Source organism: Albidovulum marisflavi, from assembly GCF_025751435.1.
Lineage (GTDB): Bacteria > Pseudomonadota > Alphaproteobacteria > Rhodobacterales > Rhodobacteraceae > Albidovulum > Albidovulum marisflavi.
On sequence record NZ_JAOWKY010000004.1, the window covers coordinates 313,569 to 336,890 of the forward strand.

The 23,322-nt window shown below is 62.9% G+C and carries 23 protein-coding genes; 11 read left to right on the forward strand and 12 right to left on the reverse strand.

Going from position 1 to position 23,322, the window contains the following annotated elements; translation table 11 throughout:
• Positions 1 to 7 precede the first annotated feature (7 nt).
• From pstA to OEW28_RS15510, 9 genes are all read right to left on the reverse strand, one after another.
• Positions 8 to 1,351, reverse strand: a complete 1,344-nt coding sequence (pstA, locus tag OEW28_RS15470) for a phosphate ABC transporter permease PstA (protein ID WP_263735696.1) — start codon at positions 1,349 to 1,351, stop codon at positions 8 to 10.
• Positions 1,348 to 2,808: a phosphate ABC transporter permease subunit PstC gene (pstC, locus tag OEW28_RS15475; protein ID WP_263735697.1), complete on the reverse strand. Its 1,461-nt coding sequence runs from the start codon at positions 2,806 to 2,808 to the stop codon at positions 1,348 to 1,350. The genes pstA and pstC overlap by 4 nt, the downstream gene beginning before the upstream one ends.
• A 67-nt stretch (positions 2,809 to 2,875) precedes the next feature.
• The gene (locus tag OEW28_RS15480) at positions 2,876 to 3,901 is read right to left on the reverse strand and encodes a substrate-binding domain-containing protein (protein WP_263735698.1); all 1,026 of its coding nucleotides are present in this window, start codon (positions 3,899 to 3,901) and stop codon (positions 2,876 to 2,878) included.
• Between the two features lie 141 nt (positions 3,902 to 4,042).
• A complete protein-coding gene (locus tag OEW28_RS15485) occupies positions 4,043 to 5,089 on the reverse strand; it encodes an ATP-binding protein (protein WP_263735699.1) in 1,047 nt (348 codons plus the stop codon).
• Between the two features lie 80 nt (positions 5,090 to 5,169).
• Positions 5,170 to 6,369: a trans-sulfuration enzyme family protein gene (locus OEW28_RS15490; RefSeq protein ID WP_263735700.1), complete on the reverse strand. Its 1,200-nt coding sequence runs from the start codon at positions 6,367 to 6,369 to the stop codon at positions 5,170 to 5,172.
• 97 nt (positions 6,370 to 6,466) lie between these two features.
• Positions 6,467 to 6,649, reverse strand: a complete 183-nt coding sequence (locus tag OEW28_RS15495; RefSeq protein ID WP_263735701.1) for a hypothetical protein — start codon at positions 6,647 to 6,649, stop codon at positions 6,467 to 6,469.
• A 23-nt stretch (positions 6,650 to 6,672) separates the two neighbouring features.
• Positions 6,673 to 7,191 carry a gamma carbonic anhydrase family protein gene (locus OEW28_RS15500; RefSeq protein ID WP_263735702.1) on the reverse strand — a complete coding sequence of 173 codons (519 nt, stop codon included), beginning with the start codon at positions 7,189 to 7,191 and terminating at the stop codon, positions 6,673 to 6,675.
• Positions 7,188 to 7,823, reverse strand: a complete 636-nt coding sequence (gene gmk, locus OEW28_RS15505; protein WP_263735703.1) for a guanylate kinase — start codon at positions 7,821 to 7,823, stop codon at positions 7,188 to 7,190. The genes OEW28_RS15500 and gmk overlap by 4 nt, the downstream gene beginning before the upstream one ends.
• Before the next feature lie 2 nt (positions 7,824 to 7,825).
• On the reverse strand, positions 7,826 to 8,728 hold the full coding sequence (locus OEW28_RS15510; protein WP_263735704.1) for a YicC/YloC family endoribonuclease: 903 nt from the start codon (positions 8,726 to 8,728) through the stop codon (positions 7,826 to 7,828).
• A gap of 144 nt (positions 8,729 to 8,872) precedes the next feature.
• Here OEW28_RS15510 and OEW28_RS15515 point away from each other — a divergent pair, with 144 nt between their 5' ends.
• Positions 8,873 to 9,535 carry a PAS domain-containing protein gene (locus OEW28_RS15515; RefSeq protein ID WP_263735705.1) on the forward strand — a complete coding sequence of 221 codons (663 nt, stop codon included), beginning with the start codon at positions 8,873 to 8,875 and terminating at the stop codon, positions 9,533 to 9,535.
• A gap of 46 nt (positions 9,536 to 9,581) precedes the next feature.
• Here the strand turns inward: OEW28_RS15515 and OEW28_RS15520 are convergent, their stop codons facing one another.
• A complete protein-coding gene (locus OEW28_RS15520) occupies positions 9,582 to 10,952 on the reverse strand; it encodes a class II 3-deoxy-7-phosphoheptulonate synthase (protein WP_263735706.1) in 1,371 nt (456 codons plus the stop codon).
• 234 nt (positions 10,953 to 11,186) lie between these two features.
• On the opposite strand from OEW28_RS15520, the gene OEW28_RS15525 reads away from it, so the two are divergent.
• From OEW28_RS15525 to OEW28_RS15565, 9 genes are all read left to right on the forward strand, one after another.
• Positions 11,187 to 12,116 (forward strand): GlxA family transcriptional regulator, encoded by a 930-nt coding sequence (locus OEW28_RS15525; protein WP_412174806.1) that lies wholly within the window; start codon positions 11,187 to 11,189, stop codon positions 12,114 to 12,116.
• 175 nt (positions 12,117 to 12,291) lie between these two features.
• Positions 12,292 to 13,476: an ABC transporter substrate-binding protein gene (locus OEW28_RS15530; protein WP_263735708.1), complete on the forward strand. Its 1,185-nt coding sequence runs from the start codon at positions 12,292 to 12,294 to the stop codon at positions 13,474 to 13,476.
• A 92-nt stretch (positions 13,477 to 13,568) separates the two neighbouring features.
• The gene (locus OEW28_RS15535; RefSeq protein ID WP_263735709.1) at positions 13,569 to 14,429 is read left to right on the forward strand and encodes an ABC transporter ATP-binding protein; all 861 of its coding nucleotides are present in this window, start codon (positions 13,569 to 13,571) and stop codon (positions 14,427 to 14,429) included.
• Positions 14,426 to 15,130 carry an ABC transporter ATP-binding protein gene (locus tag OEW28_RS15540; RefSeq protein ID WP_263735710.1) on the forward strand — a complete coding sequence of 235 codons (705 nt, stop codon included), beginning with the start codon at positions 14,426 to 14,428 and terminating at the stop codon, positions 15,128 to 15,130. Before OEW28_RS15535 ends, OEW28_RS15540 begins: the two co-directional genes overlap by 4 nt.
• Before the next feature lie 157 nt (positions 15,131 to 15,287).
• Positions 15,288 to 15,614, forward strand: a complete 327-nt coding sequence (locus OEW28_RS15545; protein WP_263735711.1) for a hypothetical protein — start codon at positions 15,288 to 15,290, stop codon at positions 15,612 to 15,614.
• A gap of 174 nt (positions 15,615 to 15,788) precedes the next feature.
• The gene (locus OEW28_RS15550) at positions 15,789 to 16,799 is read left to right on the forward strand and encodes a branched-chain amino acid ABC transporter permease (protein WP_263735712.1); all 1,011 of its coding nucleotides are present in this window, start codon (positions 15,789 to 15,791) and stop codon (positions 16,797 to 16,799) included.
• On the forward strand, positions 16,796 to 18,115 hold the full coding sequence (locus tag OEW28_RS15555; RefSeq protein WP_263735713.1) for a branched-chain amino acid ABC transporter permease: 1,320 nt from the start codon (positions 16,796 to 16,798) through the stop codon (positions 18,113 to 18,115). The genes OEW28_RS15550 and OEW28_RS15555 overlap by 4 nt, the downstream gene beginning before the upstream one ends.
• Before the next feature lie 150 nt (positions 18,116 to 18,265).
• The gene (locus OEW28_RS15560) at positions 18,266 to 20,692 is read left to right on the forward strand and encodes a GcvT family protein (protein WP_263735714.1); all 2,427 of its coding nucleotides are present in this window, start codon (positions 18,266 to 18,268) and stop codon (positions 20,690 to 20,692) included.
• Between the two features lie 111 nt (positions 20,693 to 20,803).
• Positions 20,804 to 21,409: a nucleotidyltransferase family protein gene (locus tag OEW28_RS15565; protein WP_263735715.1), complete on the forward strand. Its 606-nt coding sequence runs from the start codon at positions 20,804 to 20,806 to the stop codon at positions 21,407 to 21,409.
• Between the two features lie 29 nt (positions 21,410 to 21,438).
• Here OEW28_RS15565 and OEW28_RS15570 read toward each other — a convergent pair whose 3' ends face one another.
• Both OEW28_RS15570 and OEW28_RS15575 read right to left on the reverse strand, forming a co-directional pair.
• Positions 21,439 to 22,209, reverse strand: a complete 771-nt coding sequence (locus OEW28_RS15570) for a Hint domain-containing protein (RefSeq protein WP_263735716.1) — start codon at positions 22,207 to 22,209, stop codon at positions 21,439 to 21,441.
• Between the two features lie 21 nt (positions 22,210 to 22,230).
• Entirely contained in the window at positions 22,231 to 22,809 is a 579-nt protein-coding gene (locus OEW28_RS15575) for a Hint domain-containing protein (protein ID WP_263735717.1), read from the reverse strand.
• A 44-nt stretch (positions 22,810 to 22,853) separates the two neighbouring features.
• Here OEW28_RS15575 and OEW28_RS15580 point away from each other — a divergent pair, with 44 nt between their 5' ends.
• The gene (locus tag OEW28_RS15580; protein ID WP_263735718.1) at positions 22,854 to 23,168 is read left to right on the forward strand and encodes a hypothetical protein; all 315 of its coding nucleotides are present in this window, start codon (positions 22,854 to 22,856) and stop codon (positions 23,166 to 23,168) included.
• Positions 23,169 to 23,322 lie beyond the last annotated feature (154 nt).

Genomic DNA, 23,322 nt, shown 5'->3' on the forward strand with positions numbered 1-23,322 from the left:
TATCCGTTCACCAGCGCCGTTCGAAGCGGCGACGCAGCAAGATTGCCGCTGTGTTCATGACGAGAAGGAAGACCAGCAGCACGATGATCGCCCCCGAGGCCCGTTCGACAAAGGCCGGATCCGCGCGCTGTGTCCAGTTGTAGACCTGAACCGGAAGAGCCGCGGCGGGATCGAACAGACCTTCCGGAGGAGCGGCCGGAAAGTCCCGCACGAAGGCCACCATGCCGATCAGCAGTAGCGGCGCGGTTTCGCCAAGCGCCTGCGCGAGGCCGATGATAGCCCCCGTCAGGATTCCGGGCATGGCGAGCGGCAGGACATGGTGGAACACGGTCTGCATCTTTGAGGCGCCGATCCCAAGTGCCGCGTCCCGGATCGAGGGCGGCACCGCCTTGATCGCCGCCCGCGTCGTGATGATGATCGTCGGAAGCGTCATCAGCGTCAGCACCAGGCCACCGACGATCGGGGCGGATTGCGGCAGTCCCGCAAAATTGATGAAGATCGCAAGCCCCAGGATGCCGAAGACGATCGAGGGGACCGCCGCGAGGTTGGAAATGTTCACCTCGATCAGATCGGTCCAGCGGTTCTTCGGAGCGAACTCCTCAAGATAGATCGAGGCTGCGACACCGATGGGCAGCGAAAGAACCAGCACCACGATCATCATGTAGGCCGATCCAAGGATCGCCACGCCAAGGCCAGCCGCCTCGGGCCGAAGCTCGGACGCGTCCGCCGCGGTCAGGAAGCCCCAGTTGAACGACTTGCCGATGATGCCGCGCTCCACCAATGATTCCGTCAGCCGAAGCTGATTGACCGAGACGTTGCTGTCGCGTTCGGCGCTTTCCATCGAAACCCGGCCCTTCAAATAGCCGTCGATGCGCCCATTCGCGAGAACCTTGAGGTCGACGGTCTGGCCGATCAGGTCTGGATTGCCGAGCACTCGGTCGCGGACCTGGGCAGCGGCCTCGTCCGAAATCATGTCCTTGATGTCGGACGAGGCCAAGCCTTCGACCACGATGCCCTCTTCCTCGATCACCTGCGTCAGGCTGTTGACCAGCAGCTTGGAGTATCCGATCGTCGTGACCTTCTTGAGATCTGCGGGATCGCGGTTTCCCTTCTTGTCCAGCACGGCGGCGTCAAGCGTCACGGGCATTGAGATGAAGGTCTGCCGGAAGGCGCTCAGGCCATTTCCAAGGACCGAGGTCAACAGGATCACGAGCGCCATGATGGCGATGCCGATCGCAACCTGTCCATAGAGCCGGAAGCGGCGCTCGGCATTGTTGCGGCGGCGGGTCCGCTCGTCCTGACGGAGCAGCGACCCGGAATGCGGCGTCGGATGGGCGACGGCGTCGGTCATTCGTATTGCTCCCGGTATTTGCGCACGACGTAGAGTGCGATGACGTTAAGTCCGAGCGTGAAGATGAACAGCATCATGCCAAGCGCGAAGGCGACGAGGGTCTCGGGAGAGGCGAATTCGGTGTCGCCGGTCAGCTGGCTGACGATCTTGACGGTGATCGTGGTCATCGCCTCCAGAGGATTGAGGCTGAGCTTTGCGGCCGCCCCTGCCCCCATCACGACGATCATGGTTTCGCCGATCGCGCGGCTGGCAGCCAGGAGGATCGCGCCGACGATTCCCGGAAGGGCAGCCGGCAGAATAACCTGGCGCACGGTTTCCGAGTGCGTGGCGCCAAGTCCGAACGACCCGTCGCGCATGGCCTGCGGCACGGCGTTGATGATGTCATCGGAAAGCGAAGACACGAAGGGGATAAGCATGATGCCCATGACAAGACCGGCTGTCAGCACCGAAGAGGATGACGTCCCGAGCCCGAGCGGCTGCGCAAAGTAGTCGCGCAGGAACGGCCCCACGGTGATCAGGGCGAACAGACCGTAGACGATCGTCGGAATCCCCGCGAGGATCTCGATCGCCGGTTTCACGACCGAACGGACGCGCTTGGAGGCATATTCCGAAAGGTAGATCGCGCTCAGCAGGCCGACCGGCACCGCGAAAAGCAGCGCGACGAAGGAAACGTAGAGCGTGCCCCAGAGCAGCGGCCAGATGCCCAGATCAGACCCGCCACGAAACTGGGGGTTCCAGGTCAGGCTGAAGAGAAAATCCTTGATCGGATACAGCTGGAAGAAGTGGACGGATTCGACCACCAGCGAGGCGATGATGCCGAACGTCGTCAGGACGGCGACGAAGGAAGACCCGATGAACAGGAGCTTCACGAAGCTTTCGGACACGTTGCGGGCGCGGAATTCGGCTTGGATTCGGGACGCCGAGAAGACAAGACCGGCGAGAGCAACCAGGATGGCGCTGATCGACAATGCCGTCAGCCCTGTGTTGTTCATCTGTCGGTACGTTCTGGATGCTTCGAAAACGCTGGGCTGCACGTCGGAGGCAAGCGCTACGCCCGCATTGCCCAGCCGCGAGCGGAGGCCCCCAAGATCGGCGCCCATCGCGGCGATTTCGTCCTCGGTCAATTGTTCATTCGCTGCGATCGCGTTCAGCCCATCCGCGACGCGACGCACGTCGCTCATCACGAGATCAAGACTGCTGCCCTGCGGCACGTCGGATTCTGCGATCATCCCGCTCACGCGCGCTTCGATGACGACCGGTTGCAGCAGCAACCATGCCCCAACGACAAGCAAGGCCGGGACGGCGGTAAAGAGAAGTACCGACTGGCCGTGATATCCCGCCAGCGAATGAAGGCGGCGCGTATCGCCGCCCGCTCTGTCCTTGGCGCGCCGGATCCCGATCACGTAACCAACGGCCGCGAGCCCGAGGATGATCGCAAGCAACAGCCCAATGCTCATCGAGATATCCAGTCCGCAAAAGAGAGTGGCGGGCAGCGGCACATGACCGCCGCCCGCTTTGTCAGGTTCAGTTCAGCGGCGCCATCGGGGTGCCCGAGGCAACCATTTCCTGCGTCTTGGCCAGTTCCGGGTCCGACACGAGGCCGTAGGCGGCCAGCGGACCGTCCGGTCCAGCCATGTCATCCGAAACGAAGAAGTCGATGTACTCCTGCAGGCCGGGGATCACGCCGAGGTGCGCTTTCTTCACGTAGAAGAACAGCGGGCGCGAAACCGGGTAGTCGCCCGAGGCGATCGTCTCGGTCGAGGGCACGATGCCGTCCATCGTCGCGACGCGCAGCTTGTCGGTGTTGTTCTGGTAGAACGACAGGCCGAAGACGCCGATGGCGTTCTTGTTGGCGTCGATCCGTGCAAGGGTTTCGGTGTAGTCGCCGTCGATGTCGACCGATACACCATCGGTACGCAGCGCGAGACAGCCTTCGGCCTTCTCGTCGCCCGCAGCCTTCATGGCCTCGGCGGCGCCGGTGGCTTCACAGCCGGCTTCCAGCACCTTCACGTCGAAAACTTCGCGGGTGCCGTGCTTGGTCCCCGGGATGAAGGCAAGAATGTCCTGCGCGGGCAGATCGCCGTTCACGTCGGCCCATGTCTTGTTGGTGTTGTCGACCAGCACACCGTCCTTCACGACCTTGGCGGCCAGTGCGTTGTACCAGTCGGCCGGGGTGAAGGCGAATTCGGCGCCATTCAGATCCGAGGCGAAGACGATGCCGTCATAGCCGATGCGGACTTCCATGATCTCGTTGACGCCGTTCGAGGCGCAAAGGTCGATGTCCGACTGCTTGATGCGCGAGGAGGAGTTGGCGATGTCGATGGTGTTCTCGCCAACGCCTTCGCACAGCTTCTTGCGGCCGGCGCCCGAACCGCCACCTTCCACGACCGGGGTCGGGAAGTCGAAGTTTTCGCCGAATGCTTCGGCCACGATGGTTGCGTAGGGCAGCACGGTCGACGAACCGGCGATCTGGATCTGGTCACGGGCCTCGGCGGCGCCAGCGGCGGCGACAAGCGCGAGGGCGGATACGGTGATTTTGGCGGCTTTCATGGCACACTCCTAGCAGCTCTGTTTCGGTCGCCTCTGTAGCGACCTCGACGGCGGTTTAGATGCCGCATGCAATGCTTTTGTGACTCGAGTGTAACAGCAGCATGACAATTGCCAAATCCGGCGCGGCTTGCCCCCGCAGCCTCATGCCGGACTTGATGGGATTATCACTATGAAATTGCAGCCTTTTCCAAGCTCGCTTTCAATCCTCAGACGCCCGCGGTGGCGATTGACGATATGCTTTACAATCGCAAGGCCAAGGCCCGTTCCGCCTTTGGAGCGGCTTCGATGAGTGTCGACCCGGTAAAAACGCTCTGTCAGGCGCGGCAAGTGGATCGCATCGATTCCTTCGCCCCGGTCGATCACCTCGATCTGCACGGCCGGACCCTTCAGCACAGGTTCACGGGCAACCTCGCTAACCTTCAGGGTCACGACCTTGCCCGCGCCGCCGTACTTCACGGCGTTTTCGATAAGATTAAGGAAGACCTGCATCAGCTGGTCTGAATCGCCCCGCACCACCGCTTCGGGCACCGTGGTGTCGATCTCAAGCGTGACGTCCGCGCTGCCCGCAAGGGCCGTTTGCGCGGCGATCGCGCGGCGCAGAAGCGCCAGGACTTCCACCGTTTCCGAGGGACGCCGCCGCTCTTCGGCCTGAACGCGCGAAAGCGACAGAAGGTCGTTGACCAGCCGCATCATGCGCCCGGCCTCGCTTTCCATCACCAAAAGGAATCGTTCTCTCGCGACGGGATCGTCGCGGGCGGGACCCTTGAGCGTTTCGATGAACCCTACCAGCGCGGTCAGGGGCGTTCGAAGCTCATGGCTGACGTTGGCGACGAAATCGCGGCGGATGGCTTCGGCCTGCTCCAGTGCGGACACGTCTTCGAAAGCGGCCAGCGCGGCCGGACGGCCCTGGATTCTGACCGGCTTGATATGAATGTTCAGCCCGCCCTCTTCCGATTTGCCGGGCAAGGTCGAGCGCGTTTGCGCGACCACACCCTCGGCCAAGACACGCGAGAGCGCGTCCAGGAACGCGGGATGACGCAGCACAGCCGCGCCAAGACGGTCCTCGACGGCGCCCCCGAACAGGACCCGCGCGGCTTCGTTCGCCGCGACGATACGCTCATCCCTGTCCAGCAGCATCAGCGCCATGGGCACGGCGGCAATCGCTTCCTGCCAGTCCTCGCTGTTCATCTGACCCTCCGGGATCTTTCTGCACTAACCGTGCAGAACCAATTGCTTCGCGCAAGTACGTCAGGCGAAGGAAAGGAAGATCACCCCGCCGCAGCCTTTGCGGCGGCAACCCCCGCACTGAAGTCGCGTTTCAGAAGCTCGATATCCTCAACCCCGACCGAGATGCGGAAGAACCCTTCGGTGATGCCAAGTTCTTGCCGTGCTTCGGGTGAAAGCGCGCGGTGAGAGGACGAGGCCGAATGAGACAGGATCGTCCCGATGTCGCCCAGCGTGGGCGCAAAGGGCAGATCCGCCATCGCGCGCGTCAGGGCGTTCGCCCCTGCCCTGCCGCCTTCGACCTCGAACGAAAGCATGTTGCCTCCGCGCGTCCCCAGAAGCGCCGCCGCCCGGTTGTGGTCGGGGTGGTCGTGGCGAAGTGGATACAGCACGCGCCTGACACCGGGCAGACCGCCAAGATGTTCGGCCAAGGCCTTTGCGTTCTCCTCTGCCCGATCATAGCGCAGATGAAAGCTCATCAGCCCGCGTTCCGCCAGCCAGCAATCAAAGGGGCTTGGCGTCATGCCAGTCGTTACAGCGAAATCGTAGATCGCCTTGCGCATCGCGGGATCCCTTGCCGCGACGTAGCCCAAGGTTACGTCGGAATGACCCGCCAGAAGCTTCGTCACCGAGTGAATGACAATATCGGCCCCGTGCTCGAACGGGCGGAAGGCGCGCGGCGTGGAAAAGGTGCTGTCCACCACCAGAATCACACCGTGTTCCCGGCACACCGCCGCGATGCCCGGAATGTCCGCGACACGCAGCGTTGGGTTCGACACCAGTTCGACCAGAACCATCCGCGTCTCGGGCCGCATTGCCCGGACGAATGCGGACGCATCGGTCGGATCGGCCAACGAGGTGGAAATGCCAAGCCTCGGCAGGTCCTGCCCCATCAGCCGCAGGGATCGGCCGTAGAGCTGATCGCCGCCTAGGACATGGTCGCCCGCCTTCAGGCACCCCAGTAGAACCGCCGAAACCGCCGCCATGCCCGAGCCGACGATCAACCCGCCCTCGGCGCCCTCAAGCGCGTCGATCTTGCTGGCCAGAACCTCGGCGTTAGGGTGTCCTTCGCGCGCATAGGTGAAGCCCTTCACCCGACCCTCGTACTGTGCATCCAGTTCATCCGGACATTCCGAGGCATAGACGACCGACGGCATGATCGGCGTCACGACGGGGCGACTGACGCTTGCCGGCATGGGCGCGCGGCGCACGAGGTTTTCGGGAATGGCGCGATCATCAGTCATGGGCGGATCTCCTTTCCGCCCTGCTTGGCACGTTGGCCTGCGACGCTCAAGTGGCGGGTTGGCCGGCGCGGCGGACGACGCCGAAGCCGCACCGTTTTCAGGATCTGCGCAGGAACAGCTCGTAAAGCGCATAGCCGCCCAAGGCGCCGAAGATCACGGCCCAAAGCGGGTTGCCGGCGGCAATTTCCAACACCGCCCAGCCAAGCGGTGCGGCGACGGTTGCCACCCGGACCCAAAGGCGGCGGAAGATCGGGTGTTCGCGATCCAGGAACTTCGGCATGTCAGCGCCCCGCCTTGCCCATGTCAGAGCGGCATCAGCCCGGCAATGAATCGCTGCGCGTTGCGGCGGTAGCCCTCGGCAGATGCAAGAAGCCGCGCGCGCGCTGCCTCGTCCAGCGTGCGAATGACCTTGCCGGGCGCGCCCATCACAAGCGAACCGTCCGGTATCTCCTTGCCTTCGGTCACAAGCGCACCCGCGCCGATCAGGCAGCCGGCGCCGATCCTGGCGCCGTTCAGGATCGTGGCGCCCATCCCGATCAGGGTTCCCGCACCGATCGTGCAGCCGTGCAGCATCGCCTTGTGGCCGATGGTGCAGTCGGGGCCGATCACAAGCGGATAGCCCATGTCGGTGTGACAGACGACGTTTTCCTGGATGTTGGTGCCGCGGCCGACGTGGATCACCTCGTTGTCGCCGCGCAATGTCGCACCGAACCAGATGCCGGACTCGTCTTCCAGAACAACCTTGCCGATGATGTTCGCATCGGGCGCGATCCAGACATCGTGGCCGATTTCGGGGGCGACACCGTCAAGCGAGTAGATCATCTTGCTTCGAACTCCTTGTTCAGGCCGCGCACGAATTCCGACAGGCCTGGCTGGCGGTCGCGCCGCATCCGTTCGGCGGTCACGATCGTCTTGAGATCGGCCTCGGCGCGGTCAATGTCATCGTTGATCAGGACGTAGTCGTATTCGGCCCAGTGACTGATCTCAGCCTCGCTCTTGGCCATACGCCCCGCGATGACTTCTTCGCTGTCCTGCGCGCGCGCGCGCAGTCGCCGTTCTAACTCGGCGATCGACGGGGGCAGCACGAAGATTGACACGACATCATTGCCGAGAACCGAGTTGCGCACCTGCTGACCACCCTGCCAGTCGATGTCGAACAGTGTGTCGCGCCCGTCCTTCATCGCCTGCTCAACCGGCCCCTTCGGAGAGCCGTAGAAATTGCCGAAGACTTCCGCATGCTCCAGCATTTCGCCTGCGGCAACCATGGTTTCGAAGTCCTCACGCGTGCGGAAATAGTAATCCCGTCCGTCAACTTCACCCGGTCTGGGCTGCCGCGTCGTTGCCGACACCGAGAATTTCAGCGTCGGGTCCCAAGCCATCAGCCGTTTCGCCAAAGTCGATTTGCCCGCGCCAGAGGGCGAGGACAGGATGATGAGAAGACCCCTGCGCTGCATATTCATTCCACGTTCTGAACCTGTTCGCGCATCTGGTCGATCACGGTCTTCAGGTCAAGGCCGATCCGTGTCAGCTCGGCGTTGCCCGACTTGGAACACAAGGTGTTGGCCTCGCGCATGAACTCCTGCATGAGGAAGTCAAACTTGCGGCCGACCAGACCCGCCTCGCCCAGCAGACGTCGGGCTGCCGCGACATGGGCGACAAGCCTGTCAAGCTCTTCCGTGACATCGGCCTTGACCATCAAAAGCGCCAGTTCTTGCGCGATCCTGTTCGGGTCCGCATCGGCCGCGCCCGCCATGATCCGGGCCAGGTTATCGCGCAGCGACTGCTCCATCTCTGGCCGACGCAATTCCGCAGCGTCGCGAGCATTCCGGGCAAGCTCGTCGATTCGCGCAATCTGGCCGTTGATGACTTCGGCCAACGCTCGCCCTTCGGCCGCGCGCATTGCGCCAAAATCGTCGAGCAGGGCATCCAGATCGGCCAGAAGCGCCACCAGCAGCGGCCCCGTATCTTCGGGCGGCGCTCCGGTCTCCATGACCCCGCGCAGTGTCAGGATATCGGTGGCCGCGGGCTGTCGAACCTCGAACCCGCGGCGCGCGGCCTCTTCGGTCACGAAGGCGACAGCATCAAGCGCGACCGCCAGGCCAGCGGCGTTCACCCGGATCGCACCCGCTTCGCTTGACCGCGAAAGTTTAAGGGAAAGCGACACGTTGCCCCGTGCCACGCGTGCGGAAACCGCCGCCCGCGCCGCCTGTTCAAGCCCGTCGATCCCCTCGGGCAGGCGCATCCTAAGATCAAGCCCCTTGCCATTGACCGCCCGGATTTCCCAGACCCAGTCACCAAGAGGACCCGCGCCGCGGCGCTCGGCGAAGCCAGTCATTGAGACAAGCGCGTGATTAACCATCGGCTTCCTTTTTTCCGCCCAACTCATTCAAGATCGGCTATGTTAATACTTAGGTAAGCATTTCCGCCTTAGGGTTAACAAAGCCTGAACCCGTGAACAACGCAGTCGCTGACATGTTCGCGGGATCCGGCAGGAGAGTGTGTGATGAGTGTGGATGGTTTCTTCGGGGGCGTGGTCGTCCCCTTCGCCAGGGCGCGAAAGAACATGACTCAGACAGTATTGGAAGAAATTCGGGCGTATTGGGAAACCCTCCGCGCCAGCCGGACGGTTCCGCTTCGATCCGAGATCGATCCCCGTGGCATCGAAGCCGTGCTGGACCACGCCTTCATTCTGGAACGGGTGGCGCCGCAGATCGCGCGCTTCCGGGTCGCGGGCGGACAGTTGAACGACCTCATGGGCATGGAGGTCAGGGGCATGCCCATCACGGCGATGTTCACTTCGGGATCGCGGCCGCGAATGGGCGCGGTGATCGCCGACCTGTTCGACACGCCCACGGTGGCCGAACTTGCGCTGGTGGCTGAAACGGGGCCTGGCCGGCAGGCGCTGACGGGGCGGCTCTTGCTGTTACCCATGGCAAGCGATCGCGGAGGAATAGACCGGGCGCTCGGTTGTTTGGCAACCACGGGCCCGATCGGGCTTGCGCCGCGGCGCTTCACGATTGCCGACGCGCGGCGTACAGAGATCATCACCGGCCATCCGATCTCGCTGCCTAGGTCTGGGGTGTCGGGATTTTCCGAACACATGCCAGCTTTCACCGGGCCTGAACGCCGGCGGGGGCACCTGCGGCTTGTGAAGTCCGACGAATGAAAACGGGCCCCGACGGGGCCCGCTTCGATCTGCGATTCCGGCAGGTTCACATGCCAGCGGCTTTCTGCATCGATCGACGATCCTGCAACTCCTCGGCTACCAGGAAGGCCAGTTCCAGCGACTGGCTCGCGTTGAGGCGCGGATCGCAGGCCGTGTGGTAGCGGTCAGAGAGGTCTTCGTCCGTCACCGCGCGCACGCCGCCGGTGCATTCGGTCACGTCCTTGCCCGTCATCTCGAAATGCACGCCTCCGGGGATCGTGCCCTCGGCCTTGTGGACCGCAAAGAACTCTTTCACTTCGCGAAGCACGCTGTCGAAGGGCCGGGTCTTGTAGCCAGAGGCCGACTTGATGGTGTTGCCGTGCATCGGATCGCAGGTCCAGACGACCTTGGCGCCCTCTTCCTCGACGGCCTTGATCAGCCGCGGAAGGTTGTCCCCCACCTTGCCGGCGCCGAAACGCGCGATCAGGGTCAGGCGGCCCGGCTCGTTCTCCGGGTTGAGCTTGCGCAACAGCACCTTCAGATCGTCCGAAGACAACGACGGGCCGCACTTCAGGCCGATCGGATTCTGCACGCCGCGGCAGAACTCGACATGCGCGCCGTCAGGCTGCCTGGTCCGGTCGCCGATCCAGATCATGTGCCCCGACCCGGCCACCGGCAGGCCCGAGGTGGAATCGATACGGCAAAGCGCCTCTTCGTATTCCAGCAACAGTGCCTCGTGGCTCGTGTAGAAATCCACGCTGGACATGGCGTGGACGGTGTCCGAGGTCACGCCGGCCGCCGCCATGAAATCCATGGCGTCCTGGATGCGCGTCGCGATCTCGCGGTAGCGCTTGGCTTCATCTTCGTCGGTGAAGCCAGAAATCCAGCTTTGAACGCGGTGCATGTCCGCGAAGCCACCGGTCGAAAACGCCCTGAGAAGATTCAGCGACGCGGCAGCCTGCGTATAGGCCTGCAGCATCCGCATCGGATCGGGAATGCGCGCATCGGCCGTGAAGTCGAAGCCGTTGATGATGTCGCCACGGTAGGACGGCAGCTCCACGCCGCCGATGACCTCGGTCCCGGCGGAACGAGGCTTGGCGAACTGCCCTGCGACGCGGCCGACCTTCACCACGGGCAGCTTGGCGCCCCAGGTCAGGACGATTGCCATCTGCAGGATGACCTTGAACGTGTCGCGGATGTTGTCGGCCGAAAACTCGGAGAAGCTTTCGGCGCAGTCGCCGCCCTGAAGCAGGAACGCGCGGCCGGCTGCGACTTCACCCAAGGCGCGCTTGAGGCTGCGCGCTTCGCCTGCAAAGACCAGGGGCGGCATGCGCGCGATCTGCGCCTCGACCGCGTTCAGTGCGGATTGATCCGGATAATCCGGCATCTGCACCCGCGGACGGTTGCGCCAATCGGATTTGTTCCAGCCCTTGGTCATGGGTCACTCCAAGCGTTTAGCGTTAACCGGGCGGCTTATACTGGCAGGGCCGCCGCCATGCAAACCCATTGCGCCACTCCATGCCCCTTGCAGGGCGTGAAATTTGATGGTTCTGTGACCAAAACGACAAATCAGAGTCGCATAATGTCTCCCGCGCCGTCCTCAAGCAAGTCCGCGCCCACTACAGCGCCGCGCAAGAAACGCTTCGTTTTCTTGCTGCTGGACAACTTTACCATGCTGTCCTTTGCAGGTGCCATCGAACCCCTGAGGATCGCCAACCGCGTCATCGGCAAGCAAGCCTATGTCTGGGCGCTGGCCGGGGAGAACGGAAAGGAGGCGACATGTTCGAATGGCGCGTCCTTCAAGCTGGACATGGGGCTGGATGAGATATCTCGGGATGATACCGTGCTGGTGTGTGGCGGGATCGACGTTCAGGACGCAACCTCGAAACCCATCCTGAACTGGCTTCGCCGAGAGGCGCGTCGCGGTTCGGCGATCGGCGGTCTTTGCACCGGGGCCTACACATTGGCCAAGGCGGGGCTGCTGGACGGCAAGCGCGCGACGATTCACTGGGAAAACCAGGACAGCTTCATCGAGGAGTTCGAGGACGTAAAGCTCACGAAGTCCGTCTTCGTTCTGGATGGCAACCGCATGTCCACCGCGGGCGGCACCGCATCCATCGACCTGATGCTCAAGATCATCGCCTCGGATCACGGCGAAGAGGTGGCGAACACCGTTGCCGACCAGTTGATCTATTCCTCGATCCGGACCGATCAGGATACGCAGCGCCTGTCGATTCCGACGCGGATCGGCGTGCGGCATCCGAAGCTGTCGCAGGTCATCCAGATGATGGAAGCGAATATCGAGGACCCGATCAGCCCGGCCGACCTGGCGGACCAGGTCGGCATGTCCACACGTCAGCTTGAGCGGTTGTTCCGCCGCTACCTGAACCGCAGCCCCAAGCGGTATTATATGGAACTGAGGCTGCAGAAGGCGCGCAACCTGCTTATGCAGACGGACATGAGCGTCATCAACGTGGCGCTTGCCTGCGGCTTCGCCAGCCCGTCGCATTTTTCCAAGTGCTACAGGGCGCACTACAAGACGACCCCCTACCGCGAACGTGGCACCCACGGCGTGCCAGGGGTCACACGCCTTTCCATCTGAAGCCCCTGTCCGGGCACGCCTGCAGGTTCCGGTCGCGACGCCGGATCATGCGCAAACGGGTGATTTTCGGTCATGCGCTGCCGGCACCCTGTGGAACGTTTCGAACCGCTTTTCTTTTCCCGAAACCCGCTCTAGGGTCTCTGCCAGGATTTTGATCCAATATGGGAGCAACAAGATGAAGAAACTTCTCGCCGCGACTGCTTCGGTCGCGCTTTTGGCGGGTGCGGCCAGCGCTGAGGACATCAAGGTCGGTGTCATCCTGGGCTTCACCGGCCCGCTGGAATCGATCACCCCGGCAATGGGTGCGTCGGCGGAACTTGCGATGAAGGAAGTCAGCGACTCCGGCAAGCTGCTTGGCGGCTCGACCGTGACCTCGGTGCGCGGCGATTCGACCTGCGTGGATGCCGCCGCCGCCACCGCCGCGGCCGAACGTCTTGTCACCACCGACAAGGTCAGCGCGATCATGGGCGCGGACTGCTCGGGCGTGACCGGCGCGATCCTTGGCAACGTGGCCGTCCCGAACGGCGTCGTGATGATCTCGCCCTCGGCGACCTCACCCGCGCTGTCGACCGCTGAGGACAACGGCCTGTTCTTCCGCACCGCGCCCTCGGATGCGCGCCAGGGCGAAGTGGTAACGGACATCCTGAAGGAGAAGGGCGTCGAATCGATCGCTCTGACCTACACGAACAACGACTACGGCAAGGGTCTCGCGGAATCGATCCAGCGTAACTTCGAAGCCGCTGGCGGCACGGTCACCATTTCGGCGGCCCACGAAGACGGCAAGGCCGACTACTCTGCCGAAGTCGGCGCGCTTGCCTCGGCCGGCGGCGACGTCCTGGTGGTTGCGGGCTATGTCGACCAAGGTGGTTCGGGCATCGTGCGCGCCGCCATCGACACTGGTGCGTTCTCGACCTTCTACTTCCCGGACGGGATGGTTGGCCAGAAGCTGAACGAAAACTTCGGCGCGGAACTCAATGGCTCCTATGGCGCCTATCCGGGCACCGACAGCCAGGGCGCGGCAATCTTCGCGGACCTGGCAAGCGCTGCTGGCATTGACCCGACGTCGGCCTTCGCCCCGGAAAGCTACGACGCCGCCGCTCTGATCCTGCTTTCGATGGCGGCCGCCGGCTCGTCGAATTCGGCCGATTTCGCGGGCAAGGTGATGGATGTCGCCAACGCGCCGGGCGAAAAGATCTATCCGGGTGAACTTGGCAAGGCGCTGGACCTGCTCGCTGCCGGCACCGACATCGACTATGAAGGTGCAAGCGCGGTCGAACTGGTGGGTCCGGGCGAAAGCAAGGGCAACTATCAGGAAATCCTGTTCGCTGACGGCGCCTACTCGACGGTGGGCTACCGCTAAGCGGATCACTTTCACAGGGCAGCCCGGAGATCTCCGGGCTGCCTTTCCATATCGAAAGACGCGGGCATACCCGCGCGAAGGGATGGAAACGCATGATCATCGTTGAAGATCTGCACAAGCATTTCGGTGGGTTCCGCGCCGTTGACGGTGCGTCCCTCGAGATCGCAAAGGGATCGATCACGGGGCTTATTGGGCCGAACGGGGCGGGCAAGTCCACGCTGTTCAACGTGATCGCGGGTGTCTACAAGCCAACCTCCGGCCGCGTCGTGATGGACGGCGAGGACATCACGGGGCTGCCACCGCACGACCTTTTCCACAAGGGGCTTCTGCGGACCTTCCAGATCGCGCACGAGTTCTCCTCGATGACGGTGCGCGAGAACCTGATGATGGTGCCGGCACGGCAGTCCGGCGAGACGCTGTGGAACGCCTGGTTCGGGCGCAAGCGCATCGCCGCCGAGGAACGCGCGCTCGCGAAGAAAGCCGACGAAGTTCTTGACTTCCTGACCATTTCCCACCTCGCGAACGAACGCGCGGGCAATCTTTCCGGCGGACAGAAGAAGCTGCTGGAACTGGGCCGCACGATGATGGTCGATGCCAAGATCGTCTTCCTTGATGAGGTCGGCGCCGGCGTGAACCGAACCCTTCTCAACACGATCGGCGATGCGATCGTGCGGCTGAACAAGGAACGCGGCTACACCTTCTGCGTGATCGAGCACGACATGGATTTCATCGGCCGCCTGTGCGACCCGGTGATCGTGATGGCCGAAGGCAAGGTTCTGGCCGAAGGATCGGCCGCGCACATCATGGAGAACGAGGCCGTGATCGAAGCCTACCTGGGCCGGGGCCTGAAGAACAAGGTCAAGGCCGAAGTCGAGGCCGAATCCCGGACCCACGAAAGTCACGGCGCCCAGCCGGGGCTTGGCGACGAAGCCGGTCAGGGAGGTGCGGCATGAGCTTTCTTGCGGCCGAGAACATGACCGGCGGCTACGGCGCCGCCGATATCCTGCACGACTGCACCCTGACGGTCGAAAAGGGAGAAATCGCGGTGATCGTCGGCCCCAACGGCGCTGGCAAGTCAACCGCGATGAAGGCGGTCTTCGGGATGCTGCACCTGCGCAAGGGGCATGTGAAACTGGACGGAGAGGATATCACGGGCCTTACCCCCCAGGATCGCGTAGCAAGGGGCATGGGCTTCGTCCCGCAGGTCAACAACGTGTTCCCCTCGATGTCGGTCGAAGAGAACCTGGAAATGGGCGCCTTCATCCGCAAGGACGATTTTCACAGGACGATGGAACAGGTCTACGACCTGTTTCCGATCTTGAAGGAAAAGCGCCGCCAGCCCGCAGGTGAACTTTCCGGCGGCCAGCGCCAGCAGGTCGCCGTGGGCCGCGCACTTATGACGCAGCCCAAGCTCCTGATGCTGGACGAACCCACCGCCGGCGTCTCCCCCATCGTCATGGACGAGCTTTTCGACCGCATCATCGAGGTCGCCCGCACCGGCATCTCGATCCTGATGGTCGAACAGAACGCCCGCCAGGCGCTTGAGATCGCGGACAAGGGCTATGTCCTGGTACAGGGCGCGAACCGCTACACCGACACAGGGGAAGCGCTTCTTGCCAACCCCGAGGTTCGCCGGACATTCCTGGGCGGATAAGCCGTTCCAAAAAGACGACTTTCAAGCCGAAAACGACGCCGCGATCGCGGCGCGTTTTACTGTTACACAACCCCCGTGAAAGCGCCTAGATGCTGACACGTTTCAGCCATAGTGCACTTCTACTGCGCCGGCTCGGAACACAACATTGGAGCCTTCCGTGAAACATGCTCTTGTCGTCATCGCCTCTTTGCTGCCCATTTCTGCAGAGGCGGGAAACAGGGTTTTCGATTGCTCGGGCGCAGTGGCGCAGGCGACCGCGCAGCTGGTCCAGTATGAAGGTGAGGACAAGGGCCATGTCCTGATCGAGGGCGCCGAGATCCCATCAAGCGTCTACCCCGGCGCAAACAGCCTTTTCTTCGTCGTTATCGGCGAAGGCTTCACGCAGAACTTCACCGTCCAGACCGACACGGGCGAACTGAACTACACCGGAACCGGCAGCAAGTCCGGGTTCGCCAAGGGAACCTGCGCGGAGGCGCAAGGCTAACGAACCAGATCCATCGCTCAAGGGACCCCGGATCGTCTGGTTCCGGGGTCTTTTCTTTGCCCTGGGGGCACGGAACACCGGTCGCGACTGCTTTGACTTGCAGAGAGGGCCGGGTGTGGTATTTGATCCAGTGACAATAATGACAGGCCAAAACGGCCAGCAAAGGGGGGGGGCATGGATCTGCTCAATGCGGTCGTCGCGCTTCTGAACTTCGTCGTCATCCCGGCGACAGCGTACGGGGCGCAGCTTGCGCTCGGGGCGCTTGGGGTAACGCTGATCTACGGCATCCTCAGGTTCTCGAACTTCGCGCATGGCGACACGATGGCGCTTGGCACCGGGTTCGTCATTCTCGTGACCTGGTGGCTGCAGTCGATGGGTGTCACCTTCGGCGTCCTTCCAACGGCTTTTCTCGCCCTGCCCTTCGGCATCGCGGCCACCGCGGCGGTCGTGCTGCTGACGGATCGCAGCGTTTACCGGTTCTACCGAAAGCAACGGGCGGCGCCGGTGATCCTGGTGATCGTATCCATGGGGGTCATGTTCGTGATGAACGGCGTGACCCGCTTCGTCATCGGCGTGGATGAGATCCGCTTTGCCGATGGCGCGAAGTTCCTGATCAACGCCAATGAGTTCAAGCAGTCGACCGGCCTGGCCGAGGGGCTGGCATTCAAGGCAAGCCAGGCCCAGACCATCGTCACCGCGATCGCCGTCGTTGCGCTGTTGTTCTGGTTCCTCAACAAGACGCGCACCGGCAAATCCATGCGCGCCTATTCCGACAACGAGGATCTGGCGCTGCTGTCGGGCATCAACCCCGAGCGTGTGGTGGCGGTGACCTGGATAATCGCCTCGGGCCTCGCAGTGATCGCGGGTACGCTTTACGGGCTGGACAAGAGCTTCAAGGCCTTCAACTACTTCCAGCTTCTGCTGCCGATCTTCGCCTCCGCGATCGTCGGAGGGCTTGGCAGCCCCCTGGGCGCGATCGCCGGCGGCTTCCTGATCGCCTTTTCCGAGGTGGGGTTCACCTACGCCTGGAAGAAGGTCGCGACCTATGTGCTGCCGGAAAGCCTCGCGCCTGACGGGCTAGCCCAGCTGCTGTCGACCGATTACAAGTTCGCGGTTTCCTTCGCGATCCTGATCGTCGTGCTGCTCTTCAAACCCACAGGTCTGTTCAAGGGGAAAGCGGTATGAACATGCGCAACATCCTTCTGTTCGCTGGCATGGCGCTGCTGATCGTGCTGGAAGGGTCGACAACCTTTGGCGGGCTGTTCGGTGGCAGTTGGAACACCGCGCTCTTCATCCTGAATTTCGGCCTGCTGTCGGCGATCATGGCCTTGGGCGTGAACATGCAGTGGGGCTACGCGGGTCTTTTCAACGTCGGCGTCGTGGGCTTCATCGCGCTAGGCGGGCTGGCCCCGGTCCTGATCGCCACCCCTCCGGTTACCGAGGTCTGGACGACGGGCGGCGTCGGCCGGCTGATCTTCGCCCTGATCGTCGGCGCGGGGGTCATCGCGCTTGCAATCACGCTGAACCATCGCCTGCGGGGCAAGGTCCGCCTGGTTGCGCTTTGCGTGACGCTGATCGGCGGATTTTTCCTTTACCGGGCGCTGTTCGATCCCGCGGTCGAGGTGATCGAAGCCTTCAACCCGGCGACGAATTCGAACCTTGGCGGCCTGGGCCTGCCGGTGCTGCTGGCCTGGCCTGTGGGTGCGGCCTTGGCTGCCGGCGCGGCCTGGCTGATCGGCAAGACTGCGCTTGGGCTACGTTCGGACTATCTGGCCATCGCGACGCTCGGTATCGGGGAAATCATAATCGCGACCCTCAAGAACGAGGATTGGCTGGCGCGCGGCGTCAAGAACGTGATCGGCATCCCCCGCCCCGTGCCGTACGAGGTCGATCTTCAGAGCAGCTCGGGCTTCATTGAATTCGCGGCGCGCTTCGGCGCCGATCCGGTGGTCGCCTCTACGATCGTGGTAAAGCTGCTTTACGCGGTGCTGTTCCTGGTCGTCCTGCTGGTCCTGATCACAGCCAGCGAACTGGCCTTGAGGTCTCCCTGGGGCCGCATGATGCGCGCCATCCGCGATAACGAGGTCGCGGCCGAAGCCATGGGCAAGAACGTCACCGGCCGGCACCTGCAGATCTTCATGCTCGGCTCCGCCGTCTGCGGGTTGGCGGGTGCGATGATGGTGACGATGGACAGCCTGCACAATCCCGGCACCTACAATCCGCTGCGCTTCACCTTCCTCATCTGGGTGATGGTGATCGTGGGCGGTTCGGGCAACAACTGGGGCGCGATGCTGGGCGGTTTCCTGATCAGCTTCCTGTGGCTCAAGGTCGAAAGCTGGGGGCCGGCCGGGCTGGAATACCTGACTTCCGGTCTCGACCCGGCTTCTCCGCTGCGCGAGCATCTGAAGGACTCGGCGGCGCACATGCGCCTGATCGCGCTTGGCCTTGTACTTCTGCTTGTGCTCAGGTTCAGCCCAAGGGGGCTGATACCCGAAAAATAGGCGCCTTCTTGCAGGATCGAAGCCGGGGGAAACCCCGGCTTCCTTGCTTTCCAGCGCCCCGCAACCCGAAACGACATTTTTTGTCGCAGATCGACATGCCTGACAGCGCTTTCGGGCCTTGATATGTCGTAAAATCCTCTGGAGGCAAAAATGAAGACCCAGGCACAGGTCGTAGTCATCGGCGGCGGCGTCGTCGGATGCTCGGTGCTTTACCACCTGACGAAGTACGGTTGGAAAGACGTGATGCTGATCGAGCGCTCGACGCTCACGTCCGGTTCCACCTGGCACGCTGCGGGCGGGTTTCACACGCTGAACGGCGACACCAACATGGCCGCCCTGCAGGGATACACCATCCAGCTTTACAAGGAGCTGGAAGAAATTACGGGAATGTCCTGCGGCCTGCACCACGTGGGCGGCATCACCCTGGCCGACAACCAGGCGCGGTTCGAAATGCTGGTCGCCGAACGCGCCAAGCACCGCTACATGGGCCTGCACACCGAGATTCTGGGGCCCGACGAGATCAAGGAATTCACCTACGGCCAGGTGAACCTGGATGGCATCGTCGGCGCGCTTTACGATCCGCTGGACGGGCATCTTGACCCCTCGGGCACCACGCACGCATACGCGCGGGCCGCCAAGATGGGCGGGGCCGAGATCGTGGAACACAACCGTGTGCTTGAAACCAACCCGCGTGCGGACGGCACCTGGGACGTCGTCACAGAAAAGGGCACGATCCACGCCGAGCACGTTGTCAACGCCGGCGGCCTTTGGGCGCGCGAGGTCGGCGCAATGGCGGGCGTCTACCTGCCGCTTCTGCCGATGGCGCACCAGTACCTGGTGACCGACGACATCCCCGAGATCATGGACATCCTGAAATCGGGCAAGGAATTCCCACACGTCATGGATCCGGGCGGCGAGAGCTATCTGCGACAGGAGGGCCGCGGGCTTTGTATCGGTTTCTACGAAAAGCCCTGTGAACCCTGGAGCGTCGACGGCACGCCGTGGAACTTCGGGCATGAACTGCTGAACGAGCAGTTCGACAAGATCGAGGACTCGGTCAACTTCGCCTACCGCCGCTTCCCTGTTCTGGAGCGAACGGGCGTCAAGCGCGTGATCCATGGCCCCTTCACCTTTGCGCCCGATGGCAACCCGCTGATCGGACCCGTGCCGGGGCTGCGCAACTACTGGTCGGCCTGCGCCGTCATGGCGGGCTTCTCGCAGGGCGGCGGCATGGGCAAGTCCCTTGCCGAATGGATGATCCACGGCGAAACCGAGGTCGACCCGCGCGGCTTCGACGTCGCCCGCTTCGGCAAGTGGACGACGCCCGGTTACACGGTCCCGAAGGTGATCGAGAACTACCAGATGCGCTTCTCGGTCTCCTATCCGAACGAGGAACGCCCTGCTGCCCGCCCCTTCCGCACCACGCCGATGTACGACATCTTCGACGGCATGGGCGCGGTCTGGGGTCAGCAATACGGGCTTGAAGTCGTGAACTACTTCGCGCTTCCCGGCGAACCACGCTATGAAATACCGTCCTTCAAGCGGTCGAACGCCTGGGAAGCGACGCGTCAGGAAGTCATGGCCGTGCGCGAGGCCGTCGGCATCAACGAGGTCCAGAACTTCGGCAAGTTCCGCGTCACTGGGTCGAACGCGCGCGCCTGGCTCGACCGCATCATGGCGGGCGCGATCCCGAAGCCGGGCCGCCTTTCCCTGACCCCGATGCTGTCGCCCAAGGGCAAGATCATCGGCGATTTCACCGTCACCTGCATCTCTGACACCGAGTTCCAGATCACGGGCAGCTACGGCGCGCAAGACCAGCACCTGCGCTGGTTCGAAACAAATCTCGAAGAAGGCGTCAGCGTCGAAAACGTCTCTGACCGGGTCACGGGCTTCCAGATCGCAGGGCCGAACGCGCGGGAGCTTCTGTCCCGCGTGACACGCGCGGATGTTTCTGGAGAGGCGTTCAAGTTCATGGACGCGAAGCGCATGACCATCGGCATGGCAGACTGCCTTGTGCAGCGAGTCAGCTACACGGGCGATCTGGGCTATGAGATCTTCACCGACTTCATGAGCCAGCGGTCGCTTTGGCACACGCTGTGGGCTGCTGGGCAGGACCTTGGCCTTCGTCCCTTCGGGATGCGCGCCATGATGTCCCTGCGCCTCGACAAGCTGTTCGGGTCCTGGGCGCGGGAATTTTCCCCGGACTATTTCCCCGGCGAAACCGGCATCGACCGCTTCATCCGCTGGAACAAGGCGGCCGACTGGATCGGCAAGGCGCCAGCGATGGCCGAAAAAGCCGCGGGTCCCAAGCGCAAGCTTTGCGCCTTCATCGTCGAAGCCAACCAGGCCGACGTCGTGGCGTATGAGCCGATCTGGATCGGCGACACGGTCGTCGGCTTCTGCACCTCGGGCGGCTATTCGCACTGGACCGGCCAGTCCGTCGCGCAGGGTTTTGTCCCGGTCGATCTGATCGCCGACGATCTGGAGGTGGAGATCGAGATCCTGGGCGATCGGTGCAAGGCGCGCATGATCACAGGACCGCTTTGGGACGCCGACGGCGCGCGCATGCGCGGGTAACGACCCGCCTTCGTCAAGAGACCGGCTATTGCCAGAATGATGCGCGGATCGGATACTCCGCGCATCATGTCTTTCCGGGTGGCCGGAGTTCCTGATGCAGGTCAGATCCAAATGAGCAGTGTCGCGATCCTGATCCCGGCGGCCGGCAGTTCCAGCCGGATGCGCGGTGCGGACAAGCTGATGGAACCGGTGGATGACGAACCGGTTCTGCGGCGGGTCGCGCGGCTGTCGCTGGCGGCAAGCCCTTTGGTATTCGTAACGCTTCCCGATGGCGGGCCTTATGCCCTGCCCCGAAAATCTGCCTTGAGCGGCCTCCAGGTACGCTTGCTGCCGCTTTCGGACGCGCATGAAGGCATGGCGGCATCGCTGCGCGCCGGAGCGAAGATGGCGGGAAAACACTTGGCCTCGGGCCTTATGGTGGTGCCTGCCGACATGCCCGAACTGACCGCACCCGATCTGATCACGGTCGCGGCGATCTATGAACAGGAGCCGGACTCAGTCCTTCGTGCGACGGCATCGGATTACACGCCCGGCCATCCGGTCGTCTTCCCGCTGCGCCTTTTTCCCGCGCTATCGGTACTTAGCGGTGACAGGGGCGGGCAAAAGATCCTTCAAGAGGAAAGTGCCCGCCTGTTGCCCCTGCCTGCCCGCCACGCCACGACGGACCTGGACACGCCCGAGGAGTGGGCAGAATGGCGAAATCGGCAAGGGATGTGATCGGCAGGCGGTTCCGGTCTTGACCGCCGTCAGGCGACGGCGCAGGCCCGCAGAAGGCCAAGATCGATATCGGGGCGGGCCGCCGCGCTTGCCCCGCCCTCTTCGCTCAGCATCGCCCCTAATGAGCGATGCGCCGACATGGGCAAGGATCGCAGCACCGCGTGCGTCAGGGGCAGGCTTTCACTCCAACATCCGTTAGCACAGATGAGATCGTGCCGGCCAAGTGCGATCTGGACATAATGGGGCACGCCTGCACGCATGCGACGAACGCCGTGCAAGCCGACCAGGTCCGCAGCTCTTGCCAGAACCTCCTTGACCTGACCAAGCCCGCGCCCAAAGGCACCTGCAATCAACAGGCGCTGGTCGGGCGCGACCACGATATCTTTGGCCGGGTGTCCCTCGCCAAGCGCACCTGCGAGGATCTGGATGGGAAGGAGGGACAAGACCCGCTTCGACGCGCCCCAGTCCCGGGCGCAGGCCCCGGTCCAGATCAGCTGACGAAAACCGTTGTCGCGCGTCAGAACACGGTCGCCAGCGCGCAATGTTTCAACAGCGCGTTCGCCCCGATCGGTCAGAATCATCGTACCGGCGGTAAATGACGGCAGGTCCGGCGCCGCTGCACGATGCGCCCCGGACGCAGAGTCCGGCACCAAGCACTTGCCATCAATTTGCGAATCGAACACCGGCCAGAACCAACTTTTCCCAACTTGGTTTTGACTAACCGGCCAATAAGGTAAGTTTTTGGCAAAGACCGACAAAAAATGCGACTCGCCGCACCAAACGCGCCAAACCTTCGACACCTGGAACAGGGTAAACGTTGTTCAGTGACGCTGCGGCAGCGGGATCACCTGGCCGGGTGCGGCCTTGGTAACGCCTTCGCCGAAAAGTGTCTGCAGTTCGGGATAGAGCGCGTAAAGCTCAAACCTCTGGGCGTTGCCCATTCCATTGAGGGAGATGTCTCCGGGATGGAATGCCTCGGTCCAGATCCCGTTGGCGAGGATCAGTTCGTGTCGGTCGAACAGAAGGTGGATGTAGCAGGACGCGGCTACCGGGCCGGATGAAGCCGTTCGAAGGCCCACCATGTGCTTGGCCGAGACCAGCGCCTCATGTTCCTCAAAATGCAAGAGACTGCGATCCCGCGGCGCCAAGACCCTCTGGCTGGGACTGATCTGCATATCGCTCTCGGGAAGCATGCCGTCCAGCCCCCCGCGCCGAAGCAACAGGGGCCGGAGATGGTCGCACTCGGCTGCTGCCAGACGGCTGAGCTGACACTTGCCGATCCAACGCAGCGCCTGCAGCCCATTGTCACGCGTGATGACCCGGTCATCCAACCTGAGCGCCTCTGCCGGCAGTTCCCCGCGATCCGTGGCGATGACGCATCCCTCTGTCAGAAACGGCATGTCAACTGCTCCGCAATGGGCACTTCAGGCCAGCCCGAAACCCCATGTCACTTCGAAAGCAAAAGACGATCATCACTATCACGCGTCCCTCCGCCATTTTTGGCTTTTTGATCCTTCCCGCACCTGTAGCCGTCCCGATGCGATGCGGCTGCTACGGACTTGATCTAGCCGCGCGTTTCGGCGGCGGGAAAGGCAATTGTGGCAAAATAATGTCATTTCGCCCGGTCGCGATCGAGAATTTCGGAAACAATCCGGAAGCCGCAAGCGCCGAACATCGCGCCAAATACGGCCTGATTTGCCGCAATTACCCCTATCTGAACGACAAATTACTCCAAGAAGCGCGTTGGTCGCGGCGGTAAAGGCGCTCATTTCGGAAACAGTTTCGCGGCAATTCAAACGCGGCGTCGGCTCGGAAGCTGCGACACATCGTTTCCAGCAGGGGGACAGGTCGCCTGCGCCTGAAGATTGGAAACTGTGCGGAAACCTGCGGGCGGCACAGGACGTTTCTGTCAC

Bases quoted from the DNA above. Each gene is read 5' to 3' on its own strand.
- OEW28_RS15485 (WP_263735699.1), bottom strand. From the start codon at position 5,089: ATGAACAGCGAGGACTGGCAGGAAGCGATTGCCGCCGTGCCCATGGCG.
- pstC (WP_263735697.1), bottom strand. From the start codon at position 2,808: ATGAGCATTGGGCTGTTGCTTGCGATCATCCTCGGGCTCGCGGCCGTT.
- OEW28_RS15535 (WP_263735709.1), top strand. From the start codon at position 13,569: ATGATCATCGTTGAAGATCTGCACAAGCATTTCGGTGGGTTCCGCGCC.
- OEW28_RS15520 (WP_263735706.1), bottom strand. From the start codon at position 10,952: ATGACCAAGGGCTGGAACAAATCCGATTGGCGCAACCGTCCGCGGGTG.
- OEW28_RS15580 (WP_263735718.1), top strand. From the start codon at position 22,854: ATGTCACTTCGAAAGCAAAAGACGATCATCACTATCACGCGTCCCTCC.
- OEW28_RS15560 (WP_263735714.1), top strand. From the start codon at position 18,266: ATGAAGACCCAGGCACAGGTCGTAGTCATCGGCGGCGGCGTCGTCGGA.
- OEW28_RS15515 (WP_263735705.1), top strand. From the start codon at position 8,873: ATGAGTGTGGATGGTTTCTTCGGGGGCGTGGTCGTCCCCTTCGCCAGG.
- OEW28_RS15500 (WP_263735702.1), bottom strand. From the start codon at position 7,191: ATGATCTACTCGCTTGACGGTGTCGCCCCCGAAATCGGCCACGATGTC.
- OEW28_RS15540 (WP_263735710.1), top strand. From the start codon at position 14,426: ATGAGCTTTCTTGCGGCCGAGAACATGACCGGCGGCTACGGCGCCGCC.
- OEW28_RS15490 (WP_263735700.1), bottom strand. From the start codon at position 6,369: ATGACTGATGATCGCGCCATTCCCGAAAACCTCGTGCGCCGCGCGCCC.
- OEW28_RS15480 (WP_263735698.1), bottom strand. From the start codon at position 3,901: ATGAAAGCCGCCAAAATCACCGTATCCGCCCTCGCGCTTGTCGCCGCC.
- OEW28_RS15495 (WP_263735701.1), bottom strand. From the start codon at position 6,649: ATGCCGAAGTTCCTGGATCGCGAACACCCGATCTTCCGCCGCCTTTGG.
- OEW28_RS15525 (WP_412174806.1), top strand. From the start codon at position 11,187: ATGCTGTCCTTTGCAGGTGCCATCGAACCCCTGAGGATCGCCAACCGC.
- OEW28_RS15530 (WP_263735708.1), top strand. From the start codon at position 12,292: ATGAAGAAACTTCTCGCCGCGACTGCTTCGGTCGCGCTTTTGGCGGGT.
- OEW28_RS15575 (WP_263735717.1), bottom strand. From the start codon at position 22,809: ATGCCGTTTCTGACAGAGGGATGCGTCATCGCCACGGATCGCGGGGAA.
- pstA (WP_263735696.1), bottom strand. From the start codon at position 1,351: ATGACCGACGCCGTCGCCCATCCGACGCCGCATTCCGGGTCGCTGCTC.
- OEW28_RS15510 (WP_263735704.1), bottom strand. From the start codon at position 8,728: ATGGTTAATCACGCGCTTGTCTCAATGACTGGCTTCGCCGAGCGCCGC.
- OEW28_RS15550 (WP_263735712.1), top strand. From the start codon at position 15,789: ATGGATCTGCTCAATGCGGTCGTCGCGCTTCTGAACTTCGTCGTCATC.
- gmk (WP_263735703.1), bottom strand. From the start codon at position 7,823: ATGCAGCGCAGGGGTCTTCTCATCATCCTGTCCTCGCCCTCTGGCGCG.
- OEW28_RS15565 (WP_263735715.1), top strand. From the start codon at position 20,804: ATGAGCAGTGTCGCGATCCTGATCCCGGCGGCCGGCAGTTCCAGCCGG.
- OEW28_RS15555 (WP_263735713.1), top strand. From the start codon at position 16,796: ATGAACATGCGCAACATCCTTCTGTTCGCTGGCATGGCGCTGCTGATC.